This is a genomic window from Nocardioides sp. Root1257 (assembly GCF_001425175.1).
In the GTDB taxonomy this organism is placed as follows: Bacteria; Actinomycetota; Actinomycetes; order Propionibacteriales; family Nocardioidaceae; genus Nocardioides.
This window is the reverse complement of sequence record NZ_LMDV01000008.1, coordinates 334,247-360,645: the sequence shown is the minus strand read 5'-3', so window position 1 is coordinate 360,645 and position 26,399 is coordinate 334,247. Positions and strand designations below refer to the sequence as shown.

At 71.8% G+C, this 26,399-nt stretch carries 24 protein-coding genes and 1 tRNA gene; 7 read left to right on the top strand and 18 right to left on the bottom strand.

Going from position 1 to position 26,399, the window contains the following annotated elements; translation table 11 throughout:
• Positions 1-32: 32 nt before the first annotated feature.
• Positions 33-518, bottom strand: a complete 486-nt coding sequence (locus ASC77_RS09805; protein ID WP_056151526.1) for a cupin domain-containing protein — start codon at positions 516-518, stop codon at positions 33-35.
• Between the two features lie 80 nt (positions 519-598).
• Between ASC77_RS09805 and ASC77_RS09800 the strand changes: the two genes are divergently transcribed.
• The gene (locus ASC77_RS09800; protein WP_056151523.1) at positions 599-1,099 is read left to right on the top strand and encodes a SigE family RNA polymerase sigma factor; all 501 of its coding nucleotides are present in this window, start codon (positions 599-601) and stop codon (positions 1,097-1,099) included.
• Positions 1,100-1,101: 2 nt separating this feature from the next.
• Entirely contained in the window at positions 1,102-1,704 is a 603-nt protein-coding gene (locus ASC77_RS26575; RefSeq protein WP_056151520.1) for a hypothetical protein, read from the top strand.
• A 4-nt stretch (positions 1,705-1,708) separates the two neighbouring features.
• Here ASC77_RS26575 and ASC77_RS09790 read toward each other — a convergent pair whose 3' ends face one another.
• Complete coding sequence (locus ASC77_RS09790; RefSeq protein ID WP_056151518.1) at positions 1,709-3,268, bottom strand: succinic semialdehyde dehydrogenase; 1,560 nt, start codon at positions 3,266-3,268, stop codon at positions 1,709-1,711.
• Positions 3,265-4,902 (bottom strand): GMC family oxidoreductase, encoded by a 1,638-nt coding sequence (locus ASC77_RS09785; protein WP_056151516.1) that lies wholly within the window; start codon positions 4,900-4,902, stop codon positions 3,265-3,267. The genes ASC77_RS09790 and ASC77_RS09785 overlap by 4 nt, the downstream gene beginning before the upstream one ends.
• Positions 4,903-5,014: 112 nt before the next feature.
• Here ASC77_RS09785 and pdxY point away from each other — a divergent pair, with 112 nt between their 5' ends.
• Positions 5,015-5,866 (top strand): pyridoxal kinase PdxY, encoded by an 852-nt coding sequence (gene pdxY, locus ASC77_RS09780; RefSeq protein ID WP_056151511.1) that lies wholly within the window; start codon positions 5,015-5,017, stop codon positions 5,864-5,866.
• A gap of 1 nt (position 5,867) precedes the next feature.
• Here the strand turns inward: pdxY and ASC77_RS09775 are convergent.
• Positions 5,868-5,940, bottom strand: a tRNA-Thr gene (locus ASC77_RS09775).
• A 27-nt stretch (positions 5,941-5,967) separates the two neighbouring features.
• Positions 5,968-6,693 carry an SDR family NAD(P)-dependent oxidoreductase gene (locus ASC77_RS09770; protein ID WP_056151508.1) on the bottom strand — a complete coding sequence of 242 codons (726 nt, stop codon included), beginning with the start codon at positions 6,691-6,693 and terminating at the stop codon, positions 5,968-5,970.
• Between the two features lie 137 nt (positions 6,694-6,830).
• Here ASC77_RS09770 and soxR point away from each other — a divergent pair, with 137 nt between their 5' ends.
• The 3 genes from soxR to ASC77_RS09755 are packed head-to-tail and all read left to right on the top strand — an operon-like array spanning position 6,831 to position 10,325.
• Entirely contained in the window at positions 6,831-7,277 is a 447-nt protein-coding gene (gene soxR / locus ASC77_RS09765) for a redox-sensitive transcriptional activator SoxR (protein ID WP_056151505.1), read from the top strand.
• Positions 7,274-9,106, top strand: a complete 1,833-nt coding sequence (locus ASC77_RS09760; protein WP_056151502.1) for a glycoside hydrolase family 13 protein — start codon at positions 7,274-7,276, stop codon at positions 9,104-9,106. Before soxR ends, ASC77_RS09760 begins: the two co-directional genes overlap by 4 nt.
• 10 nt (positions 9,107-9,116) lie before the next feature.
• Positions 9,117-10,325, top strand: coding sequence for a DUF4032 domain-containing protein (locus tag ASC77_RS09755; RefSeq protein WP_056151499.1), 1,209 nt, complete (start codon positions 9,117-9,119; stop codon positions 10,323-10,325).
• Here the strand turns inward: ASC77_RS09755 and ASC77_RS09750 are convergent, their stop codons facing one another.
• The 12 genes from ASC77_RS09750 to ASC77_RS09695 form a co-directional block, all read right to left on the bottom strand.
• Positions 10,326-10,895 carry a hypothetical protein gene (locus ASC77_RS09750; RefSeq protein WP_056151496.1) on the bottom strand — a complete coding sequence of 190 codons (570 nt, stop codon included), beginning with the start codon at positions 10,893-10,895 and terminating at the stop codon, positions 10,326-10,328. It lies immediately after the preceding gene.
• Positions 10,895-12,553 carry a choice-of-anchor P family protein gene (locus ASC77_RS09745; protein ID WP_056151494.1) on the bottom strand — a complete coding sequence of 553 codons (1,659 nt, stop codon included), beginning with the start codon at positions 12,551-12,553 and terminating at the stop codon, positions 10,895-10,897. The genes ASC77_RS09750 and ASC77_RS09745 overlap by 1 nt, the downstream gene beginning before the upstream one ends.
• The gene (locus ASC77_RS09740) at positions 12,550-13,257 is read right to left on the bottom strand and encodes an ABC transporter ATP-binding protein (protein WP_056151491.1); all 708 of its coding nucleotides are present in this window, start codon (positions 13,255-13,257) and stop codon (positions 12,550-12,552) included. Before ASC77_RS09740 ends, ASC77_RS09745 begins: the two co-directional genes overlap by 4 nt.
• On the bottom strand, positions 13,254-14,021 hold the full coding sequence (locus ASC77_RS09735) for an ABC transporter ATP-binding protein (RefSeq protein ID WP_056151488.1): 768 nt from the start codon (positions 14,019-14,021) through the stop codon (positions 13,254-13,256). Before ASC77_RS09735 ends, ASC77_RS09740 begins: the two co-directional genes overlap by 4 nt.
• Positions 14,002-15,984 (bottom strand): ABC transporter permease, encoded by a 1,983-nt coding sequence (locus ASC77_RS09730; protein ID WP_082574617.1) that lies wholly within the window; start codon positions 15,982-15,984, stop codon positions 14,002-14,004. Before ASC77_RS09730 ends, ASC77_RS09735 begins: the two co-directional genes overlap by 20 nt.
• A 4-nt stretch (positions 15,985-15,988) precedes the next feature.
• Positions 15,989-17,479 carry an ABC transporter substrate-binding protein gene (locus ASC77_RS09725; protein ID WP_156391022.1) on the bottom strand — a complete coding sequence of 497 codons (1,491 nt, stop codon included), beginning with the start codon at positions 17,477-17,479 and terminating at the stop codon, positions 15,989-15,991.
• A gap of 84 nt (positions 17,480-17,563) precedes the next feature.
• The gene (locus ASC77_RS09720) at positions 17,564-19,045 is read right to left on the bottom strand and encodes an ABC transporter substrate-binding protein (protein WP_056151482.1); all 1,482 of its coding nucleotides are present in this window, start codon (positions 19,043-19,045) and stop codon (positions 17,564-17,566) included.
• 73 nt (positions 19,046-19,118) lie between these two features.
• Positions 19,119-20,618: a metallophosphoesterase gene (locus ASC77_RS09715; protein WP_235547567.1), complete on the bottom strand. Its 1,500-nt coding sequence runs from the start codon at positions 20,616-20,618 to the stop codon at positions 19,119-19,121.
• A 2-nt stretch (positions 20,619-20,620) separates the two neighbouring features.
• Positions 20,621-21,565: a 23S rRNA (guanosine(2251)-2'-O)-methyltransferase RlmB gene (gene rlmB, locus ASC77_RS09710; protein ID WP_056151478.1), complete on the bottom strand. Its 945-nt coding sequence runs from the start codon at positions 21,563-21,565 to the stop codon at positions 20,621-20,623.
• A 63-nt stretch (positions 21,566-21,628) separates the two neighbouring features.
• A complete protein-coding gene (gene cysS / locus ASC77_RS09705) occupies positions 21,629-23,020 on the bottom strand; it encodes a cysteine--tRNA ligase (protein ID WP_056151475.1) in 1,392 nt (463 codons plus the stop codon).
• A 40-nt stretch (positions 23,021-23,060) separates the two neighbouring features.
• A complete protein-coding gene (locus ASC77_RS09700) occupies positions 23,061-23,792 on the bottom strand; it encodes an SDR family NAD(P)-dependent oxidoreductase (protein ID WP_056151472.1) in 732 nt (243 codons plus the stop codon).
• Entirely contained in the window at positions 23,785-25,356 is a 1,572-nt protein-coding gene (locus ASC77_RS09695; protein WP_235547566.1) for a molybdopterin-dependent oxidoreductase, read from the bottom strand. The genes ASC77_RS09700 and ASC77_RS09695 overlap by 8 nt, the downstream gene beginning before the upstream one ends.
• Before the next feature lie 32 nt (positions 25,357-25,388).
• Here ASC77_RS09695 and ispF point away from each other — a divergent pair, with 32 nt between their 5' ends.
• Entirely contained in the window at positions 25,389-25,874 is a 486-nt protein-coding gene (ispF, locus tag ASC77_RS09690) for a 2-C-methyl-D-erythritol 2,4-cyclodiphosphate synthase (RefSeq protein ID WP_056151469.1), read from the top strand.
• 30 nt (positions 25,875-25,904) lie between these two features.
• Here the strand turns inward: ispF and nirD are convergent, their stop codons facing one another.
• The gene (nirD, locus tag ASC77_RS09685; RefSeq protein ID WP_056151466.1) at positions 25,905-26,270 is read right to left on the bottom strand and encodes a nitrite reductase small subunit NirD; all 366 of its coding nucleotides are present in this window, start codon (positions 26,268-26,270) and stop codon (positions 25,905-25,907) included.
• Positions 26,271-26,399: the final 129 nt, after the last annotated feature.

The window sequence follows — 26,399 nt, the reverse complement described above, 5'->3', positions numbered from 1 at the left end:
ACCCTACAAATCGGGTGCACGGCGTCGCTCCCTCACACCCAGAACGTGTCGTGCCGCAGCATGAACGCCGCGCGCTGCTCCTCGGTCATCTGCTCGCCGCGTGCCAGCGTCTCGAAGTAGTCCTCACGCGGGCCGCCCGGGGCGAACATCAGCAGCATCGAGGCACCACCACCGCCACGGAACCCGTGCAGCCCACCCTCCGGCACGTAGAGGAAGTCGCCGGAGCGGGCGGTGACCCACGCACGGCCGTCGTACAGCCGCACCTCGCCCGAGAGCACGTAGAACTGCTCGGAGATCGACCGGTGGAAGTGCGGGTCCGGCCCGGTCTCGGCATCGCCGAACGTCCAGCGGTAGAGCCCGAAGCGGCCCTCCGTGCGCTCGCCCGTCGCGAGGTACTCGCACGTCCCGCCGGTGCGGTAGGTGATCTCCGCCGGCTCGTCGTCGCGACGCATCCAGGCGGAGACCTCACCGCCCTCGCCGTGGTAGGTGTCGGGCGGGTAGGACCGTGGCAACGACATGGGACGACCGTACGACGATCATGTAGTCCGAAGCGCCCCTCCGATGTGTTCTAGAGGTGAGAGGGAAGGCGGCAGGTCACATGGAGCTGGGGTTCGACGAGTTCGCGGCGGTCGAGTCGACGCGGCTGTTCGGCCTGGCCCGGGTGCTCTGCGGCAACGAGCACGATGCCTGGGACCTGACCCAGGACACGTTGGCGCGGGTGTCGGCCCGGTGGGACCGGCTCGCGCACCACGACAACATGGGCGCGTACGCCCGCACCACGCTGGCCAACCTGCACAAGAACTCCCGACGTCGGCGGCGCGAGCTGCTGGTCGCCGAACCGCCCGACCCGCCCGCCACCGAGGACCAGGGCCCGCCCGCCCTCGACGCCTGGCTGGACGCGGCGATGCGGGCGCTGCCGCACCGGCAACGGGTGGCGGTGGCGCTGACCTACCTGGAGGACCAGCCGATCACGGAGGTCGCCGAGATCCTCGGCTGCGGAGTGGCGACCGCGAAGACACACCTGGCCCGCGGCCGCGACGCGCTGCGGCGAGCCGCGGAGGCCGCCCGGGCGTCCGAGACACTGGATCGAGGGATGTAGACATGGACACCGACGAGTTCATCGCTGCCACGATGAGGCGGGTCGCCGACTCCGCGACGCCCCCACTGGGAGAGCCACTCACCCACACACGGACGCGCCGGTGGGTCGCGCCGCTGGCGGTCGCTGCCGCGGTCGGAGTGGTCGCCCTCGCCGGGCTCGCCACCGTCCTCGGCTCGGACGACCCGGACGGCTCGGAGTCCGGGCAACCGGCCACGACCGAGCCGGCCAGCGGCTGCCGCGTCGACTACGACCCGGCACCGCTGCCGGAGTGGGCCCGCGCCGGCTTCACTCCCCCGGACCAGGCGGTCCCCCACGTCCTCGGCGACGACGGCGACATGGTCGCGATCCTGTGGGCCACCCACCATCCCCTGGAGGCGCCGCCGGCCGCGGACGAGAACAACAAGATCCTGTGGGTCGCGCGGGTCGGCGCGTCCGACGGGCCGCTCGAGATCCGGGCCACGCTCGGGAACCGGACGGTGACGCGCACCGTCGCCCCGGCTCCGGGCCCGTCCGGCATCGACCTGCCGGCGGCCGGCTGCTGGTCGATCGACCTGCGGTGGGGAGAGCACGAGGACCACCTGATGCTGGGCTACGCCCCGCGCTGAGCCGTCAACGGATGCCGGTCCTGCGCATCATCTTCAGGCCGCCGAGCATCCCCTTGACGTACTCGTCGTAGTCCTGGCCGGGCCGCGCGCCCATGACCTGCTTCTTGAGCACGGCGAGCTGCTGCACGTCGGTGTACTTGAGGATGCCCTGGTCGCCGTGGCGCGCACCGACCCCGGACTGCTTCACGCCGCCGGACGGCGTCCCCTTCGAGGCGAACGCCGTCGCGAGGATGTCGTTGACGTTGACGTTGCCCGACTCGAGGCGCTTGCCGACCTGGCAGGCGGTCGCGACGTCGCCGCCCCACACCGACGCGTTGAGGCCGTAGTCGGTGTCGTTGGCCAGCGCGACGGCCTCGTCGACGGTCCGGTAGGAGTGCAGGGCGACCACCGGCCCGAAGGTCTCCGTGACGCCGGCGAGCATCTCCTTCGTGACGCCCTCGAGGATCGTCGGCTCGAAGAACGCCGGCCCCAGGTCGGGCCGCGGCTTCCCACCGGTCAGCACAGTGGCGCCCTTGGCGACCGCGTCGTCGACGTGCGACTTCACCCGCTCCATGTGGTCGGGCGAGACGAGCGAGCCCATGTCGGGACCGAAGTCGTACGCCGCGCCGATGTTCAGCGCCTCGGTCGCTGCGACGAACGCCTCGCGGAACTCGGCGTACCGCGACTCGGGCAGGTACATCCGCTCGATGTGCATGCAGATCTGGCCGGTGTTGCCGAAGGCGCCGAAGATCGCGCCCTGGACGACGTCGTCGAGGTCGGCGTCGTCGAGCACGATCATCGGGTTCTTGCCGCCGAGCTCGAGGCAGCAGCCGATCAGGTTGCGGCCGGCCCGCTCGCCGATAACCCGGCCGGTCGCGGTCGAGCCGGTGAACATGACGTAGTTGGCGTTGTCGATCAGCGTCGGGCCGACGTCCGGGCCCTCGCCGCAGACGACCTGGAAGAGGCCCTTCGGGAGCCCGGCCTCCTCGAGCAGCTGGACGCCGTACAGCGGCGAGAGCGCCGTCTTGTTGTCGGGCTTGAGCACGATCGCGTTGCCGGCCATCAGCGCCGAGATCGAGTCGGAGATGCCGGTCGCGAACGGGAAGTTCCACGGCGCGATGATCCCGACGACACCCTTGGGCTGGCGGATCTCGGTCGACGTGGTGAGGAACGGGACCGGGCCGCCGCGCTTCACCGGCGCGAGCAGCTTGGGCGCGCGCTTGAGGTAGTGGCTCATCACCATCGGGGGGTCGCAGGTCTCCTCGATCGCCATCCGCCGGTTCTTGCCGCTCTCGGCCTGGATCAGGTCGGTGGTGACCTGGGCGCGGTCCAGGAAGAGCGTGTGCGCCCGCTTGAACACCTCGAGCCGCTGCTTGAGCGGCCGGGCGGCCCACTCGACCTGCGCCGCCCGGGCGGTGGCGAAGGCGCGCTCGATGTCGGCGGGCGTCGACTGCGGGAGCTCGACGAGCAGCTCGCCGGTGTAGACCTCGGTCAGCTTCCAGCTGCCGCCGTCGCTGGACGGGACCCGGGCGACCAGGCCGCGCAGGAAGTCGTCGGTGAGAGATGCGGGTCGCTGCAGTGTCATGCCATTCCCTCTTCCTGGAGCACGAGGTCGGCGCCTCGCTCACCGATCATGATGGCGGGTGCGTTGGTGTTGCCGCCGGTGATCGACGGCATCACCGAGGCGTCGCAGACCCGGAGGCCCTCGACGCCGCGGACCTTGAGGTCCGGCGTGACGACGGCGAGCTCGTCGACGCCCATCCGGCAGGTGCCGACGCCGTGGTAGACCGACGTCGCCCGGTTGAGGATCGCGTCGCGCAGCGGCTGCCCGGTCAGCGAGGCACCTGGGTGGATCTCCTCCTTCACGGCGCCGCGGAACGCGCTGCCCGCCATGATCTGCCGCACCATCTCCGACCCCTCGGCGAGCACCTCGAGGTCGGCCGGGTCGGACAGGTACTGGAAGTCGATCAGCGGTGAGACCGTCGGGTCCGACGACGCGAGCCGCAGCGTGCCGCGGCTCTTCGGGTAGATGAGCGTCGACAGCAGCGTCAGGCTGGGCCGCGGGTCGACCTTGTGCTGGATCGGCTCGTCCTGGTTGGGCGAGACGTAGGACCAGGGCAGCAGGTGCAGCTGCAGGTCGGGTACGTCGGTCGCCTGCGACGTACGCAGGAAGGCGACGGCCTCGAAGACCGAGTTGGCCATGAAGGTCGTGCCCGGCCGCACGGCCTCCTTGACCACGCCCTTGCCGAAGAAGAAGGCGTTGCCCCGCATCTTCGAGGTCGTGACGTTGAAGGTCAGGGCGTGGAAGAGGTGGTCGTGCAGGTTGTCGCCGACGGGCAGGTCGGCCAGCACGTCGATCCCGTGGTCGCGCAGGTGCTGCGCGTGACCGATGCCCGACAGCATGAGCAGCTGGGCGGAGCCCACGAAGCCGGCCGAGAGGATGACCTCCTTGCCGGCTCGGACGGTGCGCCGCGTGCCGTCCTTGTCGGTGACCTCGACGCCGGTGGCGCGGCCGTCCTCGATCACGACCTTGCGGGCGAGCACCTCCGACTGGAGCTGCAGGGTCGGCACGTCGAGGTGGTGGAGGTAGCCGCGGGAGGCGCTGTAGCGCAGACCGTCGGCAGCGTTCTGCTGCATCCGGCTGACGCCCTCCTGCGACTCCGCGTTGTAGTCGTCGAGGACCGGCACGCCCAACGTCTCGGAGGCGGCCTGGATGAACTGGAGCGACCCCTCCTGCGGCGCCTTGTTGCGGGTGACCCGGATCGGGCCGCCGGCGCCGCGGTAGTCGTTGGCGCCGTCCTCGAAGTCCTCCATCCGGCGGTAGGCCGCATTGACGTCGTCCGCACCCCAGCCGGCGTTGCCCTCGGCCGCCCACGCGTCGTAGTTGGCGCGGTTGCCGCGCACGTAGACCATGCCGTTGATCGAGCTCGAGCCGCCGACCACCTTGCCGCGCGGGACCGGCATCTTGCGGTCGAGCATGTGCTTCTGCGGACTCGAGTAGAGGCCCCAGTCGACGCGCGCCTTGATCTGCGGCACGGCGTGCATCGGGCCGATCATCCCGGGCTTCTTCACGAGGTACTGCTCGTCGCTCTTGCCCGCCTCCAGCACGATCACGCTCGCGCCAGACTGCGCCAGCCGGCCCGCGATCGCGGCCCCGGAGCTGCCGGAGCCCACCACCACGTAGTCGGCTTCGTTCCTGTACGACGGCTTGCGCGCCACGGCTACCTCTACTCACATACCGAGAGAATGTCCTGAACCCGGTAACTGTAACTTGTTCTAGTTCCGCGATCCAGGGTCGAGACCAGCCGATCGGGTGCGGGAGGATCACGACGTGAAGATCCTGTCGATCCAGTCCTCGGTCGCCTACGGCCACGTCGGCAACTCCGCCGCGGTCTTCCCGCTGCAGCGGCTCGGCCACGAGGTCTGGCCGGTGCTCACCGTGCACTTCTCCAACCACACGGGGTACGGCGCCTGGCGCGGCCCACTGCTCGCTGCCGACGACGTGCGCGAGGTGATCGCCGGGATCGAGGACCGCGGCGTGCTCGGCGAGGCGGACGCCGTGCTGTCGGGCTACCAGGGCGACCCGGCCGTCGGCGCGATCATCCTCGACACCGTGGCGAAGGTGAAGGAGCTCAACCCGGACGCGGTCTACTGCTGCGACCCCGTGATGGGCGACGTCGGGCGCGGGATGTTCGTGCGCCCCGGCATCCCGGAGTTCATGCGCGACACCGTCGTACCCGCCGCCGACATCATCACGCCCAACCACTTCGAGCTGGACTTCCTCGCCGGTCGCACCACGACCACCCTCGACGAGATCCTGGCCGCGGTCGACGACGTACGCGCCCGCGGTCCCCGCGACGTGCTGGTCACCAGCGTCCTCCACGACGACGTCCCGGAGGGTCGCCTCGACGTCATCGCCGTCTCCGACGAGGGCGCCTGGGCCGTCCAGACCCCGCTCCTGCCGATCACCCCCAACGGCTGCGGCGACGTCACCGCCGCGCTCTACCTGGCGCACCTGCGGACGACGGGCTCCGCCGCCGAGGCGCTCGCCCGGACGACGTCGTCGGTCTTCGGCATCCTCGAAGAGACCATCGCCGCCGGCACCCGCGAGATCCAGCTGGTCGCCGCCCAGGACGCCATCGCCGAGCCGCCGATGACGTTCGACGTACGCCGGCTGCGCTGAGAGCCGGTGACAGGAGTCGAACCCGCGACATCCTCTTTACAAGAGAGGCGCTCTACCAACTGAGCTACACCGGCAGCGCGCACATGCTACGGGGCGGACCGTCAGCCGCTCATGCCGCCGTCGTGGGCGATCACGGCGCCGGTGATCATCCGGGCCGACGGGGACGCCAGCCAGACGATGGTCTCGCCGATCTCGGAGGGTTTGATGGCGCCGCCGGGCAGCATCATCATCAGCCGGTCCGCGACCCGGGTGTTGAGGTCGTCGGTGAGCTTGTGGAAGACCTGCTCGACGATCGGCGTGTCCACGGTGCCGGGGCAGATCACGTTGACACGGATGCCCTCGGGCGAGAGCTCGAGGGCGAGCGCCTTGGTGAGCTGGGTGAGCCCGCCCTTCGCGGCGGCGTACGCCGTGGCGTAGGGCTGCGGCGCGTTGCCGGCCACCGACGAGACGTTGACGATGTTGCCCTTGGCGGCGCGGATGTGCGGGAGCGCGGCCTGGATCAGGAAGAACGGGCCCTTGAGGTCGACCGCGTGCACGCGGTCCCACTCCTCCTCCGTCACCGTCTCGATCCGGCCGAACTGCACGATGCCCGCGACGTTCGCCAGGACGTCGATCCGACCGCTGGTCGCACAGACCTCGATCGCCGCGTCGACGGCGTCCTTGTCGCCGACGTTGCACTCGACGTACGTCACGCCGTCCGGGACGGTCGGGTTGATGTCGAGGCCGTAGACGGTGTCGCCGAGGTCGCGGAAGAGCTCGGCGGTGGCGTACCCGATCCCGGAGGCGGCTCCGGTGATCACGACGATGCGGGGCGAGGTGTCAGTCACCTGCCGGACGGTACTAGAACACGTTCTATCGGGGTAGTCCCTGACGGAACGGTCCGCCGGGAGGCCCGGGGAGGGCCATTCCGTCAGGGACTACCCCAGAACTTGAACGATGCTTGAACTCCGGCGAGGCTGGGCGCATGACGCAGCTGACGATCGGTCACCTCGCCGAGCGAGCCGGGGTGGCGACCTCGGCGATCCGCTTCTACGAGTCCAGGGGCCTGATCTCGTCGGTGCGCACCACCGGCAACCAGCGCCGCTACGAGCAGTCCACGCTGCGCCGCGTCGCGTTCATCCGTACGGCGCAGCGGGTCGGCCTGAGCCTGGAGGAGATCGGCGCGGCGCTGGCGACCCTGCCCGACGGCCGGGCGCCCACGAAGTCGGACTGGCACCGGCTCAGCAAGGCCTGGCGCCCGCGCCTCGACGAGCAGATCGAGCGCATCCAGCGACTGCGCGACCGGCTCGACGGCTGCATCGGCTGCGGCTGCCTCAGCCTGAAGACCTGCGCCCTGACCAACCCGGACGACACCGCCGCCCAGTGGGGACCGGGCGCCGTCTTCCTCGAGCCCCACGGACGGACCCCATGAGTCTCCTGCGCGAGCCGCACCACGACGGCTCCCCGATGTACGTCTCCGACGAGGCGCCCGCACCCGGCTCGACGGTGACCGTGCGCCTCCGCACCGACCCCGCCGACCCGGTGGAGCGGATCTGGCTGCGCACGACGTACGACGCGGAGCCGACGTACCACCCCTGCACGGAGTCCGCCCGCGACGAGCACGCCGTCTGGTGGGAGGGGGCGCTGCCGGTGCACAACCCGGTGACGAACTACCGCTTCCTGCTGGACGGACCCGGCGGCCAGCACTGGCTCACGGCGACCGGCGTCGTCGACCACGACCCGCCCGACGCGTTCGACTTCCGGCTCAGCTCGCACCACGCGCCTCCGGACTGGGCGCGGGACGCGGTCGTCTACCAGATCTTCCCGGACCGGTTCGCGCGCTCGGTGGCGGCCGCCGAACGCCCGACGCCGGCCTGGGCCGTCGAGGCCGACTGGGAGGACGAGGTCGTCTTCGAGGGCTTCGACCCGCGCACGCCGCTCCAGTTCTACGGCGGCGACCTCGACGGGGTCACCGAGCACCTCGACCACCTCGACGACCTCGGCGTCAGCGTCGTCTACACGACGCCCGTCTTCCCCGGCGAGAGCAACCACCGCTACAACGCCTCGACCTTCGAGACCGTGGACCCGCTGCTCGGCGGCGACGAGGCGTACGTCCGGCTCGCCACGGCCGTGCACGAGCGCGGCTGGCGGATCCTCGGCGACCTGACCACCAACCACACCGGTGACACCCACGAGTGGTTCGTCGCGGCGCGCGACGTCGAGGGCGCGCCCGCGCGGTCGTTCTACTACTTCCTGCCCGACGGCTCCTACGAGTGCTGGATGGGCCACGGCACGCTGCCCAAGCTCAACCACGACGACCCGGCGCTGCGGGCGGCGATGGTCGACGGTCCCGACTCGGTCGTGGCGCGGTGGCTGCGGCCGCCGTACGACCTCGACGGCTGGCGGGTCGACGTCGCCAACATGACCGGCCGCCTCGGCGCGATCGACGTCAACCACGAGGTCGCGAGGCTGGTACGCCGCACCGCGGAGGCCGAGCGTGCCGACGCCTTCGTGATCGGCGAGCACAACCACGATGCCTCGACCGACGTCGACGGCGACGGCTGGCACGGCACGATGAACTACTCCGGCTTCTCGTGGCCGGTCTGGTCGTGGCTGCGCGACCCGGCGTCGCCCGCGCGCGCGTTCGGGCGCCCGGTGCCCGTGCCGCGGCGCCCCGGCGACAGCGTCGTGCGCAGCCTGCGCGAGTGGCAGGGTCGCTACGGCTGGCGCGCCAGCACCTGCTCCTGGAACATCCTCGGCTCCCACGACAGCGCCCGGATCCGCACCGTCACCGGCTCGGGCGCCGTGCACCGGGTCGCCGCCGGGCTCCAGTTCACGATGCCCGGCGTCCCGATGCTCTTCGCCGGCGACGAGATCGGCCTCGAGGGCGTCAACGGCGAGGATGCCCGGCGCCCGTTCCCCTGGGCCGACCCGGCTGGCTGGGACGACGACACGCTCGCGGCGTACGCCGGGCTGGCGCGGCTGCGTCGCGACCACGAGGCCCTGCGCCGAGGCGGCCTGCGCTGGGCGCACGTCGACGACGACGTCCTCGTCTACCTCCGCGAGCACCCGGCGGGCTCGGTGCTGGTCGCCGCGCGTCGTACGGCGGGCCCGGCGATCACCCTCGACGCCGGCGCACTGGGGTTCGGCGACGGCTCGCTCCTGCTCAGCACCGGCACCGACAGCGACCTGGTCGAGATCGACGGCGCGGTCACGCTGCCGGCGAGCGACGGGCCGTCGTTCGCGCTCTGGACGCTCTAACGTAGGCAGCGTGGCACTCCGCATCGTCGCCAACCGGCCGGACCCGGCCCTGCTGGCCCTGCCGTGGTCGACGCCGCTGGAGGAATGGACCGAGCACGTCGTGCCGCTCCCCCGCGGTCTGTCGCGGCACGTCGTGCGGATCATCCGGCTCGGCGACACGACGTACGCCGTCAAGGAGACGGTGGAGGACATCGCGTTCCGCGAGTACCGGATGCTGCGCGACCTGCAGCGGATGGGCCTGCCGGCGGTCGTCGCGCAGGGCGTGGTGACCGGTCGCGTCGACGAGCACGGCGAGGAGCTGCCGGCGGCGCTGCTGACCCAGCACCTCCAGTTCTCGCTCCCCTACCGCTCGCTCTTCTCGCACGGCCTCACGGCCGACAACCTGCCGTCACTGGTGGACGCGATGGTCGTGCTGCTGGTCCGGCTGCACCTCGCCGACTTCTACTGGGGCGACGTGTCCCTGTCCAACGTGCTCTTCCGGCGCGACGCAGGTGGCTTCGCGGCGTACCTCGTCGACGCCGAGACCGGCGAGCTGAAGACGAGCCTCTCGGACCGGCTGCGCGAGCACGACCTGACCATCGCCACGGAGAACGTCTTCGCCGAGCTGCTCGACCTCCAGGCCAGCGACTCGCTCGACCACGAGGTGCAGGCGCACGACATCGTCGAGATGCTGCGCGAGCGGTACGACGCGCTGTGGTCCGAGCTGACCGACGTCGAGGAGTTCGCGACCCACGAGCTCTGGCGCATCGAGCAGCGCGTCGAGCGGCTCAACGACCTCGGCTTCGACGTCGACGAGCTCGACATCGTCACGGACTGGGACGGCGAGAAGGTCCTGATCCAGCCGAAGGTGGTCGAGCTCGGCCACCACCAGCGCGAGCTCCAGGCCCTGACCGGGCTGCACGTCGAGGACGCGCAGGCGCGCCGGATGCTCAACGACATCGCGGCGTACACCGCCCACTTCGACCTCGGCCGCGAGGACCGCTCCCTGGTGGCCGCGAAGTGGCTCAACGAGACCTACGAGCCGATCCTCGCGATGATCCCGGCCGAGGCGCGCGGCAAGCTCGAGCCGGCCGAGATCTTCCACGAGATCCTCGTGCACCGGTGGTACCTCTCCGAGCGCGCCGGCCACGCCGTCGACCTGCTGGAGACCGCACGCGACTACATGGACACGGTGCTGATGAAGAAGCCCGACGAGAAGGTCACCGCCGACGAGGAGTGATCAGGGTCGGCACACCCGGCACTGGGTGAGGTGCCCGTTGTCCTCGCCGACCGGGTGCAGGTCCGCGCGGTGCGCGATCAGCGCGCAGTCGCGGCGATGCATCGTGGTGCCGTCTCCGGCCGTGACCGGCAGCCCGGAGACGTCGAGGTCGTCGCTGTTCGCGGCGGCGCGCGAGGTCACGTCGGCCAGCACCAGCAGCGTGTCCGCCAGCCGCTTCGCCGACTCACGGTTGTCGGCGGCGATCCGGGCCAGCCAGGCGCCGAAGTAGAGGAAGCCGCCGGCGAAGGTCAGCCCCAGGCCGAGCAGGCCGCCGGAGACCAGGTAGGAGAGCTGGTCGTACTGGTACGGCGTGTTCGCGGCGCCGTACCAGCCCAGCACGATCACCACGAGACCGAGCGGCAGCAGGATCGCCCCGGCCCAGAACAGCACCAGCTGGAGCAGCTGGTAGTGGTTGTTCTTCATCGGCGCGGCGCCGCTGCCCGAGTCGCCGGACGCGCGGGGCAGCCCGATCGACAGCCGCTGGGCGGGGGCCGGTGCCGGCGTCGGGCCGGGTGCGTTCATGGTCGTCATCAGCGTGCCTTTCGCAGGTCGGGCAGGCCCCGGTCGAGGCCGTGGGAGCAGGAGCCGGCGCCGCCGAGGGCGAGCACGCCCGCCCTGCGCAGCCAGGTGCCCCCGAGAGCACCGAGGGCGAGACCACCGACGAGGATCGCGCCGGGGATCGAGTAGAGAGGTGGCAGGCCGGAGCCGGCCAGGGCCGCATCATCGAGGTCGTCGGTCGCCGCGGGAGGAGCGTCGGAGCCCGCCGTGGGACTCGAGGCCGCGGGGACGCTGCCGGTCGACGCGCCGGTCCCGGCACCGCCGGACCCGCCGGCTGGCGCGCCGGCGCCGCTCGGGTCGTTGTCGGGGATGTCGGTCGGGAACACGAGTCCCTGCACCGTGTCGACCGTCGTGCCCGCGTTGCCGAGCACGAGCACGATCTTGGGCGACAGGCCGACGGCTGCCTGGAGCAGGCTCTTGAGCTCGCCCGCCTCGTCCGGCACCGCGCCGACGAGGTCGCCGAGCGGGAGGGCGTCGAGCTGACGGCGCAGCACGGCGGTGTCGATCTCGACGCGCAGCCCGGCCAGGTCGCTGGTCGCCTTGTCCTGCTGGCGGACGAGCTCGGGCTTCGGGAGCACCAGCCGGATGCCGAGCTGGTCGAGGGCCTTGGCCGCCTGGTCGGGCAGGCCCGGGATCGCGCCGGCCTGCCCGGCGGCCACGAAGCCGTCGGGACCGAAGGAGAACTCCTGGCCGGCGATCGTCATCCCGCCCAGACGGGCCTTGCCCGCCGGGGCGCCGGCCTTGCCGTCGCTGGAGCTCGTGCTGGTCACGACCAGGCCGTCGAGCGTGACGAGCCCACCGAGGAGCGAGACGTCACCGAGGGCGGACCGGGCCACGCTGACGACCTTGCCGTCGGTCGCGACGGTCTGGCTCGACGAGGTGTAGCCCTCGACGTCGACCAGCGCGGCCAGCTCGGGCGGCAGGCCGGGGGTGGCCGGCGAGTCCTCCGCGGCGTTCGCCTGCGTCGACTTCCCGGTGAGCGCCCCGGTGACCGCACCGGTGATCGCCTGCCCGAACTGCTGGAGAGCGTCCGGGCCGACGGCTCCGGGGACCCCGGGCAGAACCGGGATCCCCGGCAGGCCGGGGACGCCGGGCGTGCCTTCGCCCCCGCCCTGTCCCTCGCCGGCAGTGCCGTCGCCGACGGCGCTGTCGGGTGAGAAGCCCACCTGGGCAAGGGTCTTGTCCTCGGTCGCGCTGGTGCGCATGACCGTCCCGGGGAACGGCTCGTCGGCCTGGGCGGCCTCGCCGCTCGGCTGGGCCGCGTTGACCTGGACGGGGTAGCCGGCCTCGCCGAGCTGCTCGGGGAGGCCCAGCTGCGTCACGAAGGTCTTGGCGCCCTCACCGACCGGGTCCCCCGGCCACAGCCAGCTCGCCCGTGCCTGGGAGCTCCCGGAGTCCGACTCGACCTTCGAGTAGGCCAGCTCGACCTCGAGCTGCGGGTCGGCGGGGATGGGGATCGTCGGCTCGTAGAGCTCGATCTTCACCGGCGCCGCCCAGGCGTCCGCGCTGTAGCCGCTGAACGCCGGCTTGTCGGCCGCGCTGCTCGCCGACACCAGGCCGGGCGAGATCGGGAGCATCGCTCCGACGACCGCGGCGGCGGCGAGCGGGACCAGGAATCGCGAACGGCTCATGCCGCACCTCCGAGGATGACGTCGGACATCGTGTCCATGACTTCTGCGGGTTCCCCGGTGGCGACGATCCGCCCGCCGGTCATCACGGCCGCGTAGTCGGAGACCCGAAGCGCCGTCCGCGCGAACTGCTCGATGCAGAGGATCGACACCCCGCTCTCCGCGATCTGCGCGACCGTGTCGTAGAGCTCGTCGACGATCAGGGGGGCGAGCCCCATCGACAGCTCGTCGAGCAGCAGCAGCGCCGGGTCGGACGCGAGCGCCCGCGACATCGCCAGCATCTGCTGCTCGCCGCCCGACATCGTGCCGGCCAGCTGGTGGCGGCGCTGGTGCAGCCGCGGGAAGTAGGAGTACGCCGTGTCGAGGACCGCCTCGGTGGCGACCCCGGCGTACGACATCAGGGTGAGGTTCTCCTCGACGCTGAGGTTGGGGAAGACCGACCGACCCTCGGGGATCGTGCACAGCCCGAGCCGGGCCAGCTCCTCCGGCGAGGTGTCCTGCACGTGCACGCCGCCGAGGTGGATGTCGCCGGAGGTCGCGCCCTTCTGCCCGCTGATGACCTTGACCAGGGTGGACTTGCCGGCGCCGTTGGGTCCGAGCAGCGCCATCACCGCGCCCTTGGGGACCCGCAGGTCGACGCCGCGCAGCACCTCGATGCGGCCGTACGCCGCATGCAGGTCGACGACCTCCAGGATCGGGACACTCATAGGAGGATCTCCCTCGTCTGCTCGGCGAGCTCCTCGTCGACGTCGGAGTAGCCGAGGTAGGCGCGCTGCACGTCGGGGTTGGCGCGGATCGCGCCGGGCGCGTCGGAGGCGATGACGCGGCCGAAGTCGAGCACGTGGATCTCGTCGCAGACCGACATCACCAGGTCCATGTCGTGCTCGACCATGACGATGGCGCGACCCTCGGCGGCGAGCTCCGCGAGCAGCAGTCCGAACGCGTCGGTCTCCTGCTCGTCGAGGCCCGACGACGGCTCGTCGAGCAGCAGCAGCTGGGGGTCGCAGGCCAGGCAGCGGGCCAGCTCGAGCAGCCGCGCGGTGCCGGTCGGGATCGAGTCGGCGCGCTCCCCGGCGTACGCCGCGATGCCGACCCGCTCGAGCAGGCCGTCGACGTCGGCGCTCGCCGGCCGCACCAGGCCCGCGATGCCGCGGTGGATGTCGCGCGCCACCCGGACGTTCTCGCGCACCGACAACGACCCGAAGGCCTCGAGCCGCTGGAACGTGCGGGCCATGCCGCGGCGCGACCGGCGCGGCACGGACAGGCGGGTGATGTCGCGGCGGTCGAAGCGGACCCGGCCGCGGTTGGGCTTCTGCAGACCGGTGATCACGTTGAAGCAGGTCGTCTTGCCCGCGCCGTTCGGGCCGATCAGGCCGGTCACCCGGCCCGCCTCGGCGACGAAGCTGGCGTGGTCGACCGCGGTCACCCCACCGAACTGGACGACGACGTCGTCAACCTCGAGCAGCGGCATGGACCCCCACCTCCTTCAACGGCTGCTGCAGGTCTTCCATCAGCGGGACCTCGCCGTGGGTCGAGGTGTCGGCGCGGTCCGCCGGCAACGGCAGGAGCGGAACGGCCCGGCGGACCACGTCGCCGAAGCGGCGGTCGAGCCGACGGCCGAGGCCGAAGAGCAGGTTGGCGAGGCCGTTGGGGTCGCGGCCGAGGGCGACCGCGCCGAAGCCGAGGACCGCGAAGACCAGGCCGGCCAGCTCGGGGCGCGAGCTCTGCAGCACCGGCAGCAGCATCAGCCCGATGCCTCCGAGCGCGGCACCGGAGACCGAGGTGACGCCGAAGACCACGGCGAGCAGCAGCAGCGGGAGGCTGTTGAAGAGCTGGAAGTCGGCGGCACCGATCGTGCCTCGCAGGCCCGCGAACAGCGCGCCGGCGAGGCCGGCCATGCCGGCCGAGACGCCGAAGAGGCCGACGCGGAACCAGCGCAGGTCGAGACCGAGGGTGCCGCAGGCGGCCGGGCTGTCGCGCATGGCGATCAGCAGCCGGCCGAGGACGCCGCGGCGCAGCACGAGCAGGCCGAGCGCCATCAGCACGAAGAACGTCGCCATCACGATCACGTAGCCCGAGATCGAGGAGATCGAGGTGCCGAGCAGGGAGAGCCGCTCGGCGTGCAGGGTGCCGTTGAAGCCGAAGGCGAAGTCGGCCTGGAAGACCAGCTTGTCCATCAGCACACCGAAGGCGAGCGTCGAGAGCGCCAGGTAGAGGCCGGTCAGGCGCAGCACCGGCAGCGCCACCAGGGCACCGACGGCCGCCGCGATCAGGGCGGACATCACCAGGCCGTAGAGGTTGGGCTCGTCGAGCTTCGCGTAGGCCAGCGCGCCGACCCCGGCGAAGGTGAACTGCGCGAGCGAGACGTGGCCGCCGTACCCGGTCAGCAGCACCAGCGAGAGCATCACCATCGCGTACGTCGCCGCGGTGCCGACCAGCAGCAGGTTGGCGTCCGACATCGCGGTCGCGAGCACGGCGACGACGCCGAGCAGCGCGGCGCCGCAGACCGCCGACCGCGTCATCGACGGCAGCGGCGCGGAGACGATGCCCTTGACCTGGCCGATCCGCAGCTGGGCCTGGGGCATCAGGATGATCACGACGAAGAGGAAGAGCGCCGGCACCACGGCCCGCAGGCCGGACAGGAAGCCCTCGGTCGGCAGGTAGGCCACGGCGAAGGACTGCAGGATGCCGAGCCCCATCGCGCCGACGAAGGTCAGCGGGAGGCTCGAGAGCCGGCCGAGCATCGCCGCGGCGTACGCGTTGATGACCAGCAGCGTCAGGTCGAAGTAGGACAGCCCGATCACCGGCGTCAGCAGGATCCCGGCGAGCGCAGCGAGGGAGATGCCGATCGCCCACGAGAGCGAGGCGACCCGGTCGGGGTTGCCACCGAAGAGGCGGAGCAGCACCGGGTTGTCGACCGAGGCCCGCATGGCCGTGCCGATACGCGTTCGGTTGAGCAGCAGGTAGAGGAGCCCTGCGACCACGGCCGACAGCGCGATCGTGATGATCTGGTGGGCGGTGACGTAGGTGTCGCCGATCTGCACGCCCTTGTCGGGCAGGAACGGCGGGACCGTGCGCGGCTCGGGGGGCCAGATGTACTGCGCCAGGCCGATCAGGCCGACGAACAGACCGACGGTGACGACGAGCGAGACGCTGACCGGGCCCTCACCGAGGCCACGCGTGATGAACCGCTGGACGAGCCAGCCGGTGCCGGGGGCGACCACCCCGAGCACCAGCACCAGGGCGAGCCAGGTCGGCATCCCCTGTCGCTGGCTGAAGTCCCAGAACGTGAAGGCCATGACCATGCCGAAGGCGCCATGGGCGATGTTGAAGACCCGTGTCGTGGTGTAGGTCAGCACCAGGCCGGAGGCCGCGATCGCGTACGCCGCGCCCGTGAAGAGGCCGAGGATCGTGAACGAGATGATCGTGCTCATGGGGTCAGGACCCTCCGGCGTCGACGAGGGGCGCGCACATGTACTTGCCCGGTGAGACCTGGCTCCACTTGCCGCCGTTGAGCTGGAGCACCGACACGCAGCTGGCGGTGTTCTTGGAGCCGACCTGCTGCGGCACGTGCAGGCCGTTGCCGGTCCAGTTCTTGACGCCCTTGAGCGCGCCGACCAGCGAGGCCCGGGTCAGCTTGCCGCCGAGCCTGGTCGCCTGCTCGACGAAGAGGCGCGCGGCGGACCACGCGTACAGGCCGAAGTAGTTGGGCACCGCGCCCGGCTTCACCTGGTCCAGCCAGGAGCGGTAGAGCTGCATCTCCTTGACGCTGAAGTCGTCGAAGCGGGCCGTGGTGGAGTAGGCGAAGACGCCGTCGGCGTTGGAGCCGGCCTCGTCGACGAAGCGCTGGTCGTAGATCGTCGAGTCCTGGATGAACACGTCGGGCTTGTAGCCCTGCTGCTTCATCGCGTCGAGCAGCTTGGCCGTGTTCTGGTACGGCCCCGTGTAGTTGACGAGCTTGATGCCCTTGTCCTTGAGCCGCTGGACGTACGGCGCGTAGTTGAACTCCGCGACGTCGATGCCCTGGAAGTAGTCGATCTTCCACCCGCTCTTGCCCCACGCGTCGCGGAACGACGCCGCGTTGCCGGGAGCCGCGCCGGCATTGATGTAGAGGACGGCCGCGTGCTGGCTGGCGTCCTTGTACTTCGACGCGAAGTAGCGCGGCATCGCGCTGCCCACCTGACCCGGGTTGACCGCCTGCGCGGCGAAGCAGGTGCTGCAGTCGCGCCGCTCGGGCGTGGTGGTCGTGGACCGGAGGTCGGGCAGCCCGCACGACTGCGCGGCGCCCGCGCCGCCGGAGTCGAAGGCCGACATGGAGCCGACCGCGGCGAACGCGTCGTCGCAGGCCTTGGTGTAGCCCTGCTGGTCGGCACCGGCGTCGGCGCGGCTGTCGAGCAGCTCGACGTCGAGCTTGCGGCCGCAGATGTCGTTGGTGGAGTTGAAGTACGCCGCGTAGGCCCGGGTCGCCTGCTGGGCGGACTCGAAGATGCCGGGCACCGGCCCCGAGATGTCGGAGATGTTGGCGATCGTGATCGTCTTGTCGGTGATGCCGGTCTGGTTCTTGAAGCCGTCGCAGCTGCCGGCCTTGCTGGCGCCGGTCGCCGCGTTGGCTCCGGTGCCCTGGGCGGCGTCGCCGGTGGCGGTCCCGCCACCACCGGCGCCCCCGTCGCCGCCGGTGCCCCCGGACCCGGTCGAGCCCCCGGTGGATCCCGCGCCGCCCACGTCGCTGGAGCCGGGCAGGCTGCTGTCGCCGGGCGCCGAGCCGCCGGTCGTGCCGGCGGCGCCCCCGGCACCGCCGGTGGTCGTGCCGTTGACCTGCGCGACGGTGTCGGGCTCGAGCTGGGAGCCGCACGCGGCCAGACCGAGGCACACGGTCAGACCGAGGGCCGAGATCGCGGCCGCACGCAGCGGGGACACCAGCCTGGACAACGAGACCCTCCCGGAATCAGAACACGTTCCACCCCTCAACGAGGGGGCTGGGGAAAGGTGACGCGGCCCACACCGAGGCATCGGTCAGCCGACCGAGGTGGTGCCGCTGCACTGGTACTTCGTGCCGCCGATCGGCGTCCACCTGCCGCTCACGAGCTTGATGAACCGCCAGCACGGCGACGCCTGCTTGGCGCCCACGGGCTGCGGTGCGTGCATCCCGTTGGCCGTCCAGTTGCTGACGCCCTTGAGGCTGGAGGCGAGCGCGCTCCGGGTGAGCTTGCCGCCGAGCTGGGTGGCCTGCTGCACGAAGAGCCGCGCGGCCGACCAGGCGAAGAGCCCGAAGAAGGACGGCGTCGCGCCGGGCTTCACCTGCTGGAGCCAGCTGAGGTAGAGCTGCAGCTCCTTGTTGGAGCCGGCCTCCTCGAACGGCGTGAAGTTGATGAAGACCGTGGTGCCCTCGACGGCGTCGCCACCGCTGCTGACGAAGTCGGGGTTGTAGGCGGTCGGGTCGATCATGAAGATCTTGGGCTTGAAGCCCTGCTGCTTCATGGCCTCGGCGAGCCGCGTGAACTGGGCCGTGGAGCCGATGATCTGGACGTACTCGATGCCCTTGTCCTTCATCTGCTGGACGTACGGCGCGTAGTTGAACTCCGAGATGTCGATGCCCTGCACGTAGTCGAAGTGCATGCCACGCTTGCCCATCGCGGCGGCCTGGGTCTTGCCGTTCTCGGCTGCCGCGCCCGCGTTGATGTAGAGCATCGCGGCGTGCTTCCCGGCGTCGCCGTAGTTCTTCAGCACGAAGTCGGGCACGGCGTTCTGGAACTGCTGGGAGTTGGCCGCCTCGGCCGCGAAGCAGGTCGTGCAGCTGAGCCGCTCGGCGGTCGTCGCCGCCGTACGGATGTCCGGGAGGCCGCAGGACTGGGCGGTGGACGCACCACCGGAGTCGAACGCCGACATCGACCCGACCATGGCGAACGCCTCGTCGCAGCCCTTGACGTACGCCTGCTGGTCCGCGGCCGCGTCGGTGCGGCTGTCGTACGACGCCAGGGTGAGCTTGCGGCCGCAGATGTCGCTGGTGGCGTTGAAGTAGGCGACGTACGCACGCACCGCCTCCGGGGCGGCCTCGAACAGCCCGGGCACCGGCCCGCTGATGTCGGACGCGTTGCCGATCGTGATCGTCGAGTCGGTGATGCCGGTCTGGTTCTTGAAGCCGGCGCAGCTGCCGGCCTTCTCGCCACCGGCCGCGGCGTTGGCGCCGGTGCCCTTCGGCGCGTCCCCCGACCCGCCGCCGCCCGCACCCGACGCCGCGGAGCCCCCGCCGCCCGTGGCGCCCGCGCTCGCGGCGCCACCACCGCCGGCCGCAGCCGCGTCCCCGCCACCGCCTGCCGGGAGGCTGCCGTCAGGACCGGCCGCGTCCGCGCCCGGGACGGTCGCCCCTCCGCCGGTGCCGCTGGAGCCCGAGGCGCCGGCGACCGTCTGCGGGTCGAGTCGGGAGCCGCAGGCCGCGAGCAGCAGCGCGAGCAGGACGCAGGTCGCGGACAGGGCCGTACGAGGAAGAGGGCGCACCGGTGCCTCCAGAACTGGAACAGGTTCTCCCTCAACGAGTGGCCACCGGCGAGGTGACGGCCGCCACTCGGATCTAGGGCGTCGGATACTCCAGCGCGACGTAGTCGCCCACCTGGAAGACGCCGTTCGGCTGAAGCGTGACCCACTGGATGCCGGCCGGCCGGCCGTCGCGGTAGGTCACGAGGCTGACGTCGGCATCGCGGCGCGGCTTGCTGCCCAGCGCGATGGCGTACGCCGCGCCTCCGGTCGTGCCGGTCGTGTACGAGTAGCCGACCTCGCCGTCCGGCCCGTCGACGCGGGTCGGACCCGAGCGGACGTGCAGGTGGCCGCCGATGACGAGGTCGACGCAGCCGCGGACGAGAGCCTCGCGGCCGAGGTTGGCGTCGTGCACGAGCATCGTGGTGATCCGCTCGTCGCTGTCGCACGCGGCGTCGGCGAGCCGGTGCTCGACGTCGGCGAAGCTCAGCCCGGTCTCGTCACGCCACGACCCGAGCCCGCTGGAGCGCGGGTCGTCGACGCCGAGGAGCGTGGTGTCGCCTGGGCCGGGGACCACCTCGCCGTCGAGCATCGTCCAGCCGTGTCGCGCCAGGTAGTCGTGCACGAAGGAGCCGTGGTCGTGGTTGCCCGCGACGCCCCAGCGGTCCAGCCCCTCGAACGCCTCGGACACGGAGTCGAGGGAGAACGCCTCCCAGCTCTTGCCGTTGGAGGTGTCGTCGCCGCCGTCGTACACCGCCGTCGCGCCGGCGGCGTCGGCGATCGCGCGCGCCACCGGGTCCATCCCGATGTTGTCGTGCCGGTCGGAGACGAAGGCGACCACCGTGTCGCCGTCCTCGGGCCGGCGCAGGTCGAGGGTCGCCGCCTGCTCGGCCGCGGTGGCGTAGAAGACCTTGCTCTTGTCGTAGGTGTCGACGGCGCTCTCGACCAGGCGCCGGGTCTGGGCGGTCGTCACGTCGCCGCGCACCTGGACGTCGTCGAGCTCGTCGGGCAGCGCGACCTCGGGACCGAGGAACTGCTGGAGCGAGACCCACTCGCCGCCGTCGTCGGCGACGTCGTCGGTCCACGGCTGCCAGACGCAGACCCCGAGCACCACGACCACACCGACCCCGACGAGCACCTGCGCCAGCCCGATCCGGGCGGCGAGCTCGCGCCGCCGGGTGCGGCCGACGAGCAGCCACACCCCGATCGGCACCAGCCCGACCACCGCGCCGCGCAGGGCCGCGTCGAGCAGCATGTCCTCGACGGCGTCGGTGACCTTGGCGATCTGGCCCTCCGGCTGACCCGCGATGAAGGCGTAGCGACGGACCAGCTCGTCGGTGCTGGCGGCGTCGGTCTTCTCCAGCCGGATGTCGACGCCGAGCCGGCCGGCGGCCGGAATGCGCAGGTCTGGCAGCACCGGCCCGGTCTCGAGGACCGCGGAGCCGCTCATCGTCGGCTGCACCACGGCGTCGTGGCTCGCCAGCTCGATCGACCTGGTCCCGGAGAAGAACAGCACGGCCGTGACCGCGAGGGCGCAGCCCAGCCAGGCCCCGACGTACGCCGAGACCGTGGCTGCCCTGCGGAGGGAAGGCCGCACCGTCAGCGGCGTGCCTCGGAGATCGCGTAGAGCGCGACCGACGCGGCGACGCCGGCGTTGAGCGACTCCAGCTGGTTGGCCATCGGGATCGACAGGAGCTGGTCGCAGGTCTCGGTCACCAGGCGCGAGAGCCCGTCGCCCTCCGCACCGACGACGAGCACGAGCGGTCCGTCAGCGAGGTCGAACTGCGGCAGGGCCACGTCGCCCTCGGCGGCCAGGCCGACGACCATGCAGCCCGCCTCCTGGTAGGCCTTCAGCTGACGCGTGAGGTTGACGGTCTGGGCGACCGGCATGCGCGCGGCCGCGCCGGCGCTGGTCTTCCAGGCGGCGGCGGTCATGCCGGCCGCGCGCCGCTCGGGGATCACCACGCCGTGCGCGCCGAAGCCGGCCGCGCTGCGGATGATCGCCCCGAGGTTGCGCGGGTCGGTGACGTGGTCGACCGCGACGATCAGCGGCTTCTCGCCGTTCGCGGCGGCGGCGTCCAGCAGGTCGTCCGGGTGCGCGTACTCGTACGCCGGGATCCGCGCGGCCAGGCCCTGGTGGACGCCGGCGCCGACCATCCGGTCCATCTCGTTGCGGGTGACCTCGAGCAGCTTGATGCCCCGGTCGGCCGCGAGCGCGAACGCCTCGCGCAGCCGGCCGTCGCGCTCGGCGCCCTCGGCGACGTACAGCGCGTTGACCGGCACGCCCTCGCGCAGCGACTCCACCACGGGGTTGCGGCCGATGATCCACTCGGCGTCGCCGGAGGTACGCCGCTTCGGGCGGGCGGGGGCCGCCTTCTCGGCGCGCTTCGCGGCCTTGTGGGCCTTGTGGTACTCGCGGTCCTTCGCCTTCGGCGTCGGGCCGCGACCCTCCAGGCCGCGCTTGACGCGGCCGCCGGAGCCGGCGGTGGGGTTGCCCTTGCCCGACTTCTTGACCGAGCCCTTGCGCTGCGAGTTGCCTGCCACGTCAGTGCCCTTGCTCTCGGTGATTGAGGAAGGCGCTCTGCGCCTGTCTCGAAATCCCTGCCATTACTTGGTGCCTGCTTCCAGGGCCCAGGTCGGGCCATCGGGGGTGTCCGTGATCGCGATCCCGGCGGCCTTGATCTGGTCGCGGATCGCGTCGGCGGCGGCGAAGTCCTTGTCCGCACGCGCCTGGGTGCGCTGGTCGAGCAGGCCGCGGACGAGCACGTCCACGGCCTCGACCAGCTGCTGGTCGTTGCTGGATCCGGGACCCCACGCGGGGTCGGCCGGGTCGAGGCCGAGCACGTCGAGCATCGCCAGCACCTGTCCGGCCTGGACCGACGGGTCGTCCGCCCGGTTGCCGTCGCGGACGACGTCGAAGAGCACGGCGACCGCGGCCGGCGTCCCGAGGTCGTCGTTCATGGCGGCGACGAAGGCCTCGGGGAGCTCCCCGACGGCGACGTCACCCGCGCGCTCGAGGAAGCTCTCGATGCGCCGGAAGCCGACGGCGGCCTCGTCCAACGCCTCGAAGCTGAACTCGACGTGGCTGCGGTAGTGGGCGCTCACGATGTAGAAGCGCAGCTCGATGCCCCGCACCCGCTCCAGCACGGACGGGATGGAGAGCGTGTTGCCGAGCGACTTGCTCATCTTCTCGCCGGCGGTGGTGATCCAGGCGTTGTGCATCCAGTACGACGCGAACGGGTGCCCGGCCGCGCGCGACTGGGCCTGCTCGTTCTCGTGGTGCGGGAAGCGCAGGTCGACGCCGCCGCCGTGGATGTCGAACGCGGGGCCGAGGTACTTGCCGGCCATCGCGGAGCACTCGATGTGCCAGCCCGGGCGGCCGCGACCCCACGGGCTCGGCCACGACGCTGTCTCCGGCTCGGACTCCTTCTTCCAGCCCTTCCAGAGCGCGAAGTCGCGGGGGTCGCGCTTGCCCCGCGGGTCGGCGTCCTCGGCCGCCTCCATGTCGTCGATCCGCTGGTGGGTCAGCTCGCCGTATTGCTGCCACGACCGCACGTCGAAGTAGACGTCGCCAGAGCCGTCGGCCGCGGCGTACGCGTGCCCCTTCGCGATCAGCATCTCGATGAGCTCGAGCATCTCGGGGACGTGGCCGGTGGCCGCTGGCTCGTACGTCGGCGGCGCGACGTTGAGCGCGGCGTACGCCTTGTCGAGCTCGCGCTTCATGATCGCGGCGTGCGCGTACCAGGGCCGGCCCTGGGCCTCGGCCTTGGTGAGGATCTTGTCGTCGATGTCGGTGACGTTGCGGATGAAGCTGACGTCGTACCCGAGATGACGCAGCCAGCGCTGCAGCACGTCGAAGTTGACGCCCGAGCGGACGTGCCCGACGTGCGGCTCCGACTGCACGGTCAGACCACACACGTACAGACCCGCCTTCCCCTCCTCGAGGGGAACGAAGTCCCGGACTTCGCGGGTCGCAGTGTCGTAGAGCCTGAGCGTCACGCCGCCAGTCTAGGGATCGGGGCGCAGGTGGCCCGCATCGTCACACCCCGTAGCCACCGTCGACGTCGAGCTTCTGGCCGGAGACGAACCCGGCACGGTCTGAGGCGAGGAAGCAGACCGCCTCGGCGATGTCGCGCGCGGTGCCGAAGCGGCGCAGCGGGATGTTGCGTCGGGTGATGGCAAGCGCCTCCTCGGAGAGCTCACCGGAGTCGATCAGCCGGGCCGCCATCCCGTCGGTCAGCATGCCGGGACCGACGGCGTTGACGCGTACGCCGTAGCGCCCCTCCTCGGCCGCCAGCGCCCGCACGATCGCCTCGACGGCGGCCTTGGGCGCCGACGACAGCCCGTCGCGCACCGGGAACCGGCTGGTCGCAGCCGTGGTCACGGCGACGATCGAGCCCTGGCTGGCGCGCAGGTGCGGCAGCGCGGGGGCGACGACCGCGAAGAAGCCGGCCGCGTCGGCGGCGAGCTGGGCGGCCATCGCGCTCGGCTCCACGGCGGACAGGTGCGTCATCGGCACGTGCGGGCCGGCGGCGTACACCAGGGTGTGGAGGCCGCCTCGCCCCGCCACCTCCTCGACGACACGGGCGGCGTCGGCCGCGACGGTCGAGGCGCCGAGATCGAGCGGGTAGGAGTCCGCGACCGGGTTGCGCCGGTGCGTGACGGCGACGGCGGAGCCGCGGTCGCGCAGCATCTCGGCGATCTCGCGGCCGAGGCCCCCGCTGCCGCCGACCACCAGCGCGAGGCCGGGCCGGTCTGCGAAGTCATCCATCCGTCGCCTCCGTGGCCGTGAAGTCGATCGTGTGCCAGCCGGTCGCGCCGTCGGGCAGCACGTCCTGCTCCTCGCCGGTCTGCACAAGGCCGTCGGCGTCGATGCCCCGGACCGCGAGGGTGTGGTCGCCGGGCTCGACGTCGATGCGGGCCGTCCACTGCACCCAGGTGTCCGGGCTGGGAGCGCCACCGATGACCGCGCGCTCCCACGCCCCGCCGTCGACCGAGATCTCGACGGCCTGGATGCCCGTGTGCTGCGCCCAGGCCACCCCGCCGACCCGGCCGCCGGAGGCCAGCACCTCGCCGCCGTCCTCGGGGACGTCGATGCGCGACGACATCTTGACCGGCCCGAGCTCGGCCCAGCCCCGCTTGGTCCAGTACGCCTCGATGTCGGCGAAGCGGGTCACCTTCATCTCGACGACCCACTTGCAGGCCGAGACGTAGCCGTACAGGCCGGGCACGATCGTGCGCACCGGGAAGCCGTGCTCGATCGGCAGCGGCCGGCCGTTCATCGCGAACGCGAGCATCGCGTTGCGGTCGTCGGTGAGCGCCCCGAGGGGCGTGCCGCAGGTCCAGCCGTCGTCGGAGGTCTGGAGCACGGCGTCGGCGCCGGGCTGGACCCCGGCGGCGGCCAGCAGGTCGGCGATCCGGACCCCGCTCCACCACGCGTTGCCGATCAGGTTGCCGCCGACCGGGTTGGAGACGCAGTTGAGCGTCACCCAGCCCTGGGTGACCTGCCGGTCGATCAGCTCCTGGTAGGTCAGCACGACCTCGCGGTCGACCATGCCGTGGATGCGCAGCTGCCAGTCCGACGGCTCGATCGTGGGCACCACGAACGCGGTGTCGATCCGGTAGAAGTCGCCGGCCGGCGTCGCCCACGGCGTCACGCCGTCCAGCCCGACCCGGACCGCTTCGGGCAGCTGCGGCGCAGTGACCCCCGGCAGCCTCAGCAGGCGGCGGGCCTCCTCCACGTGCCGCCGACCGCGGCCCACGACGCGGCCGACGGTGCCGACCACGGTCGTGCTCGCGACGATGATGCCCGCGCGGATCAGGAAGGTACGACGGGTGTGGTCGGCCGGGTGCGGGGCCCCGGGCGCCGCGTCGGGGTCGGGCTCCTCGGCCAGCGCCCGCTCGTGGCGGCGCAGCGGGTCGGTCAGCAGCGAGAGGCAGACCAGCCAGGTCGCGAACCCGACCGCGATCGGCAGGATGTCGATCGCGCCGGAGCCGCGCTCCGCCGAGACCGCCGTCCCGCCCACGACCCCGAGCACGGCGAACACGATCGCCGGCGCCCACCACGACCGACGGGCCAGTCGCCCGGCCCAGGCGAAGAGCAGGCCCGAGAGGACGAGGATGACCAGCAGCAGGAACTGCTTGTCGTGGTGCCCGAGCAGCCGGATCGCCCGCTCGACCACCGGGCCGGGTGTCAGGCGGGTCACCAGCTCGGCGACGGCGGTCACCGGGGAGTCCCGTGTCGTCAGCACCATCGCGACGAAATAGCTCGCAGCGAGACCGGCGAAGCCGGCCACCAGGCCGGCCACCGACCAGCTGCCGCGGAAGCTTCTCACCCCGTGATTCTGTCGCAGGGCATGATCCTCGTGTGCAGCAACTCCCGAGGGTCGGCATCGGCACCGACGTCCACCGGCTCGTCGACGGCGTCCCGCTCCACCTGGCCGGCCTGGCCTGGCCGGACGAGCCGCAGGGCCTCGAGGGTCACTCCGACGCCGACGTGGCGGCCCACGCCGCGTGCGACGCGCTGCTCTCGGCGGCCGGCCTCGGCGACCTCGGCTCGAACTTCGGCACGTCCGAGCCGCAGTGGGCCGGCGCCTCCGGCGCTGCCCTGCTGACCGAGACGGCCGCCCGGGTGCGCGCCGCCGGGTTCGAGATCGGCAACGTCACGATCCAGGTGATCGGCAACCGCCCCAAGGTGGGGCCGCGGCGCCCGGAGGCCGAGGCGGCGCTCTCGGCCGCCGTCGGCGCTCCCGTGTCGGTCTCGGCCACCACCACCGACGGCCTCGGGCTCACCGGGCGCGGTGAGGGTGTCGCCGCGATCGCCACGGCGCTCGTCTTCGCCAAGGACCACTAACCGGGTCTCGACACGCCGGTCGCGCCTCCGCTAGGCAGCGTCGACCTTCCGGTGGCCGACCAGCACGACGCCCTCGACCACGCGGACGTCGTACGCCGGCACCGACACGTGCTGGTCGTCGAGGCAGCGCCCGCTGCGCAGGTCGAAGGCGTGCTTGTGGGCAGGTGAGGCGACGAACGGCACACCCTCGCGAGTGCCGACGATGCCCTTCGCGAGCACGGACGCCTTGGCGAACGGGTCGTGGTTGCCCAACGCGTAGACCTCGTCGTCCTGGGTCCGGAAGATCGCGATCGCCTGCCCGTGCACCAGCGCCGTCGCACCGCGCTCGACGGTGAGCTCGACGATGCGGCAGACCGGCTGCCACTCCTCCGCGCGCTGGTGGGCCGCAGACGTCATCGCGATGACCCTTTCCCGGGCACCCTTCCTGGGCCCTCGTGGTCCCTCGAACGTAGGCGCGGCGCGTCAAGCACCTGTTTCGCCGTGTAACAGCCGTGAAAACACTGGACCGATCCGGCTCCGTAGACT

What these genes read in the sequence shown, in the direction of transcription:
- ASC77_RS09805 (WP_056151526.1), bottom strand. Translation starts at nt 518, where the DNA reads ATGTCGTTGCCACGGTCCTACCCGCCCGACACCTACCACGGCGAGGGC.
- ASC77_RS09800 (WP_056151523.1), top strand. Translation starts at nt 599, where the DNA reads ATGGAGCTGGGGTTCGACGAGTTCGCGGCGGTCGAGTCGACGCGGCTG.
- ASC77_RS26575 (WP_056151520.1), top strand. Translation starts at nt 1,102, where the DNA reads ATGGACACCGACGAGTTCATCGCTGCCACGATGAGGCGGGTCGCCGAC.
- ASC77_RS09790 (WP_056151518.1), bottom strand. Translation starts at nt 3,268, where the DNA reads ATGACACTGCAGCGACCCGCATCTCTCACCGACGACTTCCTGCGCGGC.
- soxR (WP_056151505.1), top strand. Translation starts at nt 6,831, where the DNA reads ATGACGCAGCTGACGATCGGTCACCTCGCCGAGCGAGCCGGGGTGGCG.
- ASC77_RS09760 (WP_056151502.1), top strand. Translation starts at nt 7,274, where the DNA reads ATGAGTCTCCTGCGCGAGCCGCACCACGACGGCTCCCCGATGTACGTC.
- ASC77_RS09750 (WP_056151496.1), bottom strand. Translation starts at nt 10,895, where the DNA reads ATGACGACCATGAACGCACCCGGCCCGACGCCGGCACCGGCCCCCGCC.
- ASC77_RS09745 (WP_056151494.1), bottom strand. Translation starts at nt 12,553, where the DNA reads ATGAGCCGTTCGCGATTCCTGGTCCCGCTCGCCGCCGCCGCGGTCGTC.
- ASC77_RS09740 (WP_056151491.1), bottom strand. Translation starts at nt 13,257, where the DNA reads ATGAGTGTCCCGATCCTGGAGGTCGTCGACCTGCATGCGGCGTACGGC.
- ASC77_RS09735 (WP_056151488.1), bottom strand. Translation starts at nt 14,021, where the DNA reads ATGCCGCTGCTCGAGGTTGACGACGTCGTCGTCCAGTTCGGTGGGGTG.
- ASC77_RS09730 (WP_082574617.1), bottom strand. Translation starts at nt 15,984, where the DNA reads ATGAGCACGATCATCTCGTTCACGATCCTCGGCCTCTTCACGGGCGCG.
- ASC77_RS09700 (WP_056151472.1), bottom strand. Translation starts at nt 23,792, where the DNA reads ATGGATGACTTCGCAGACCGGCCCGGCCTCGCGCTGGTGGTCGGCGGC.
- nirD (WP_056151466.1), bottom strand. Translation starts at nt 26,270, where the DNA reads ATGACGTCTGCGGCCCACCAGCGCGCGGAGGAGTGGCAGCCGGTCTGC.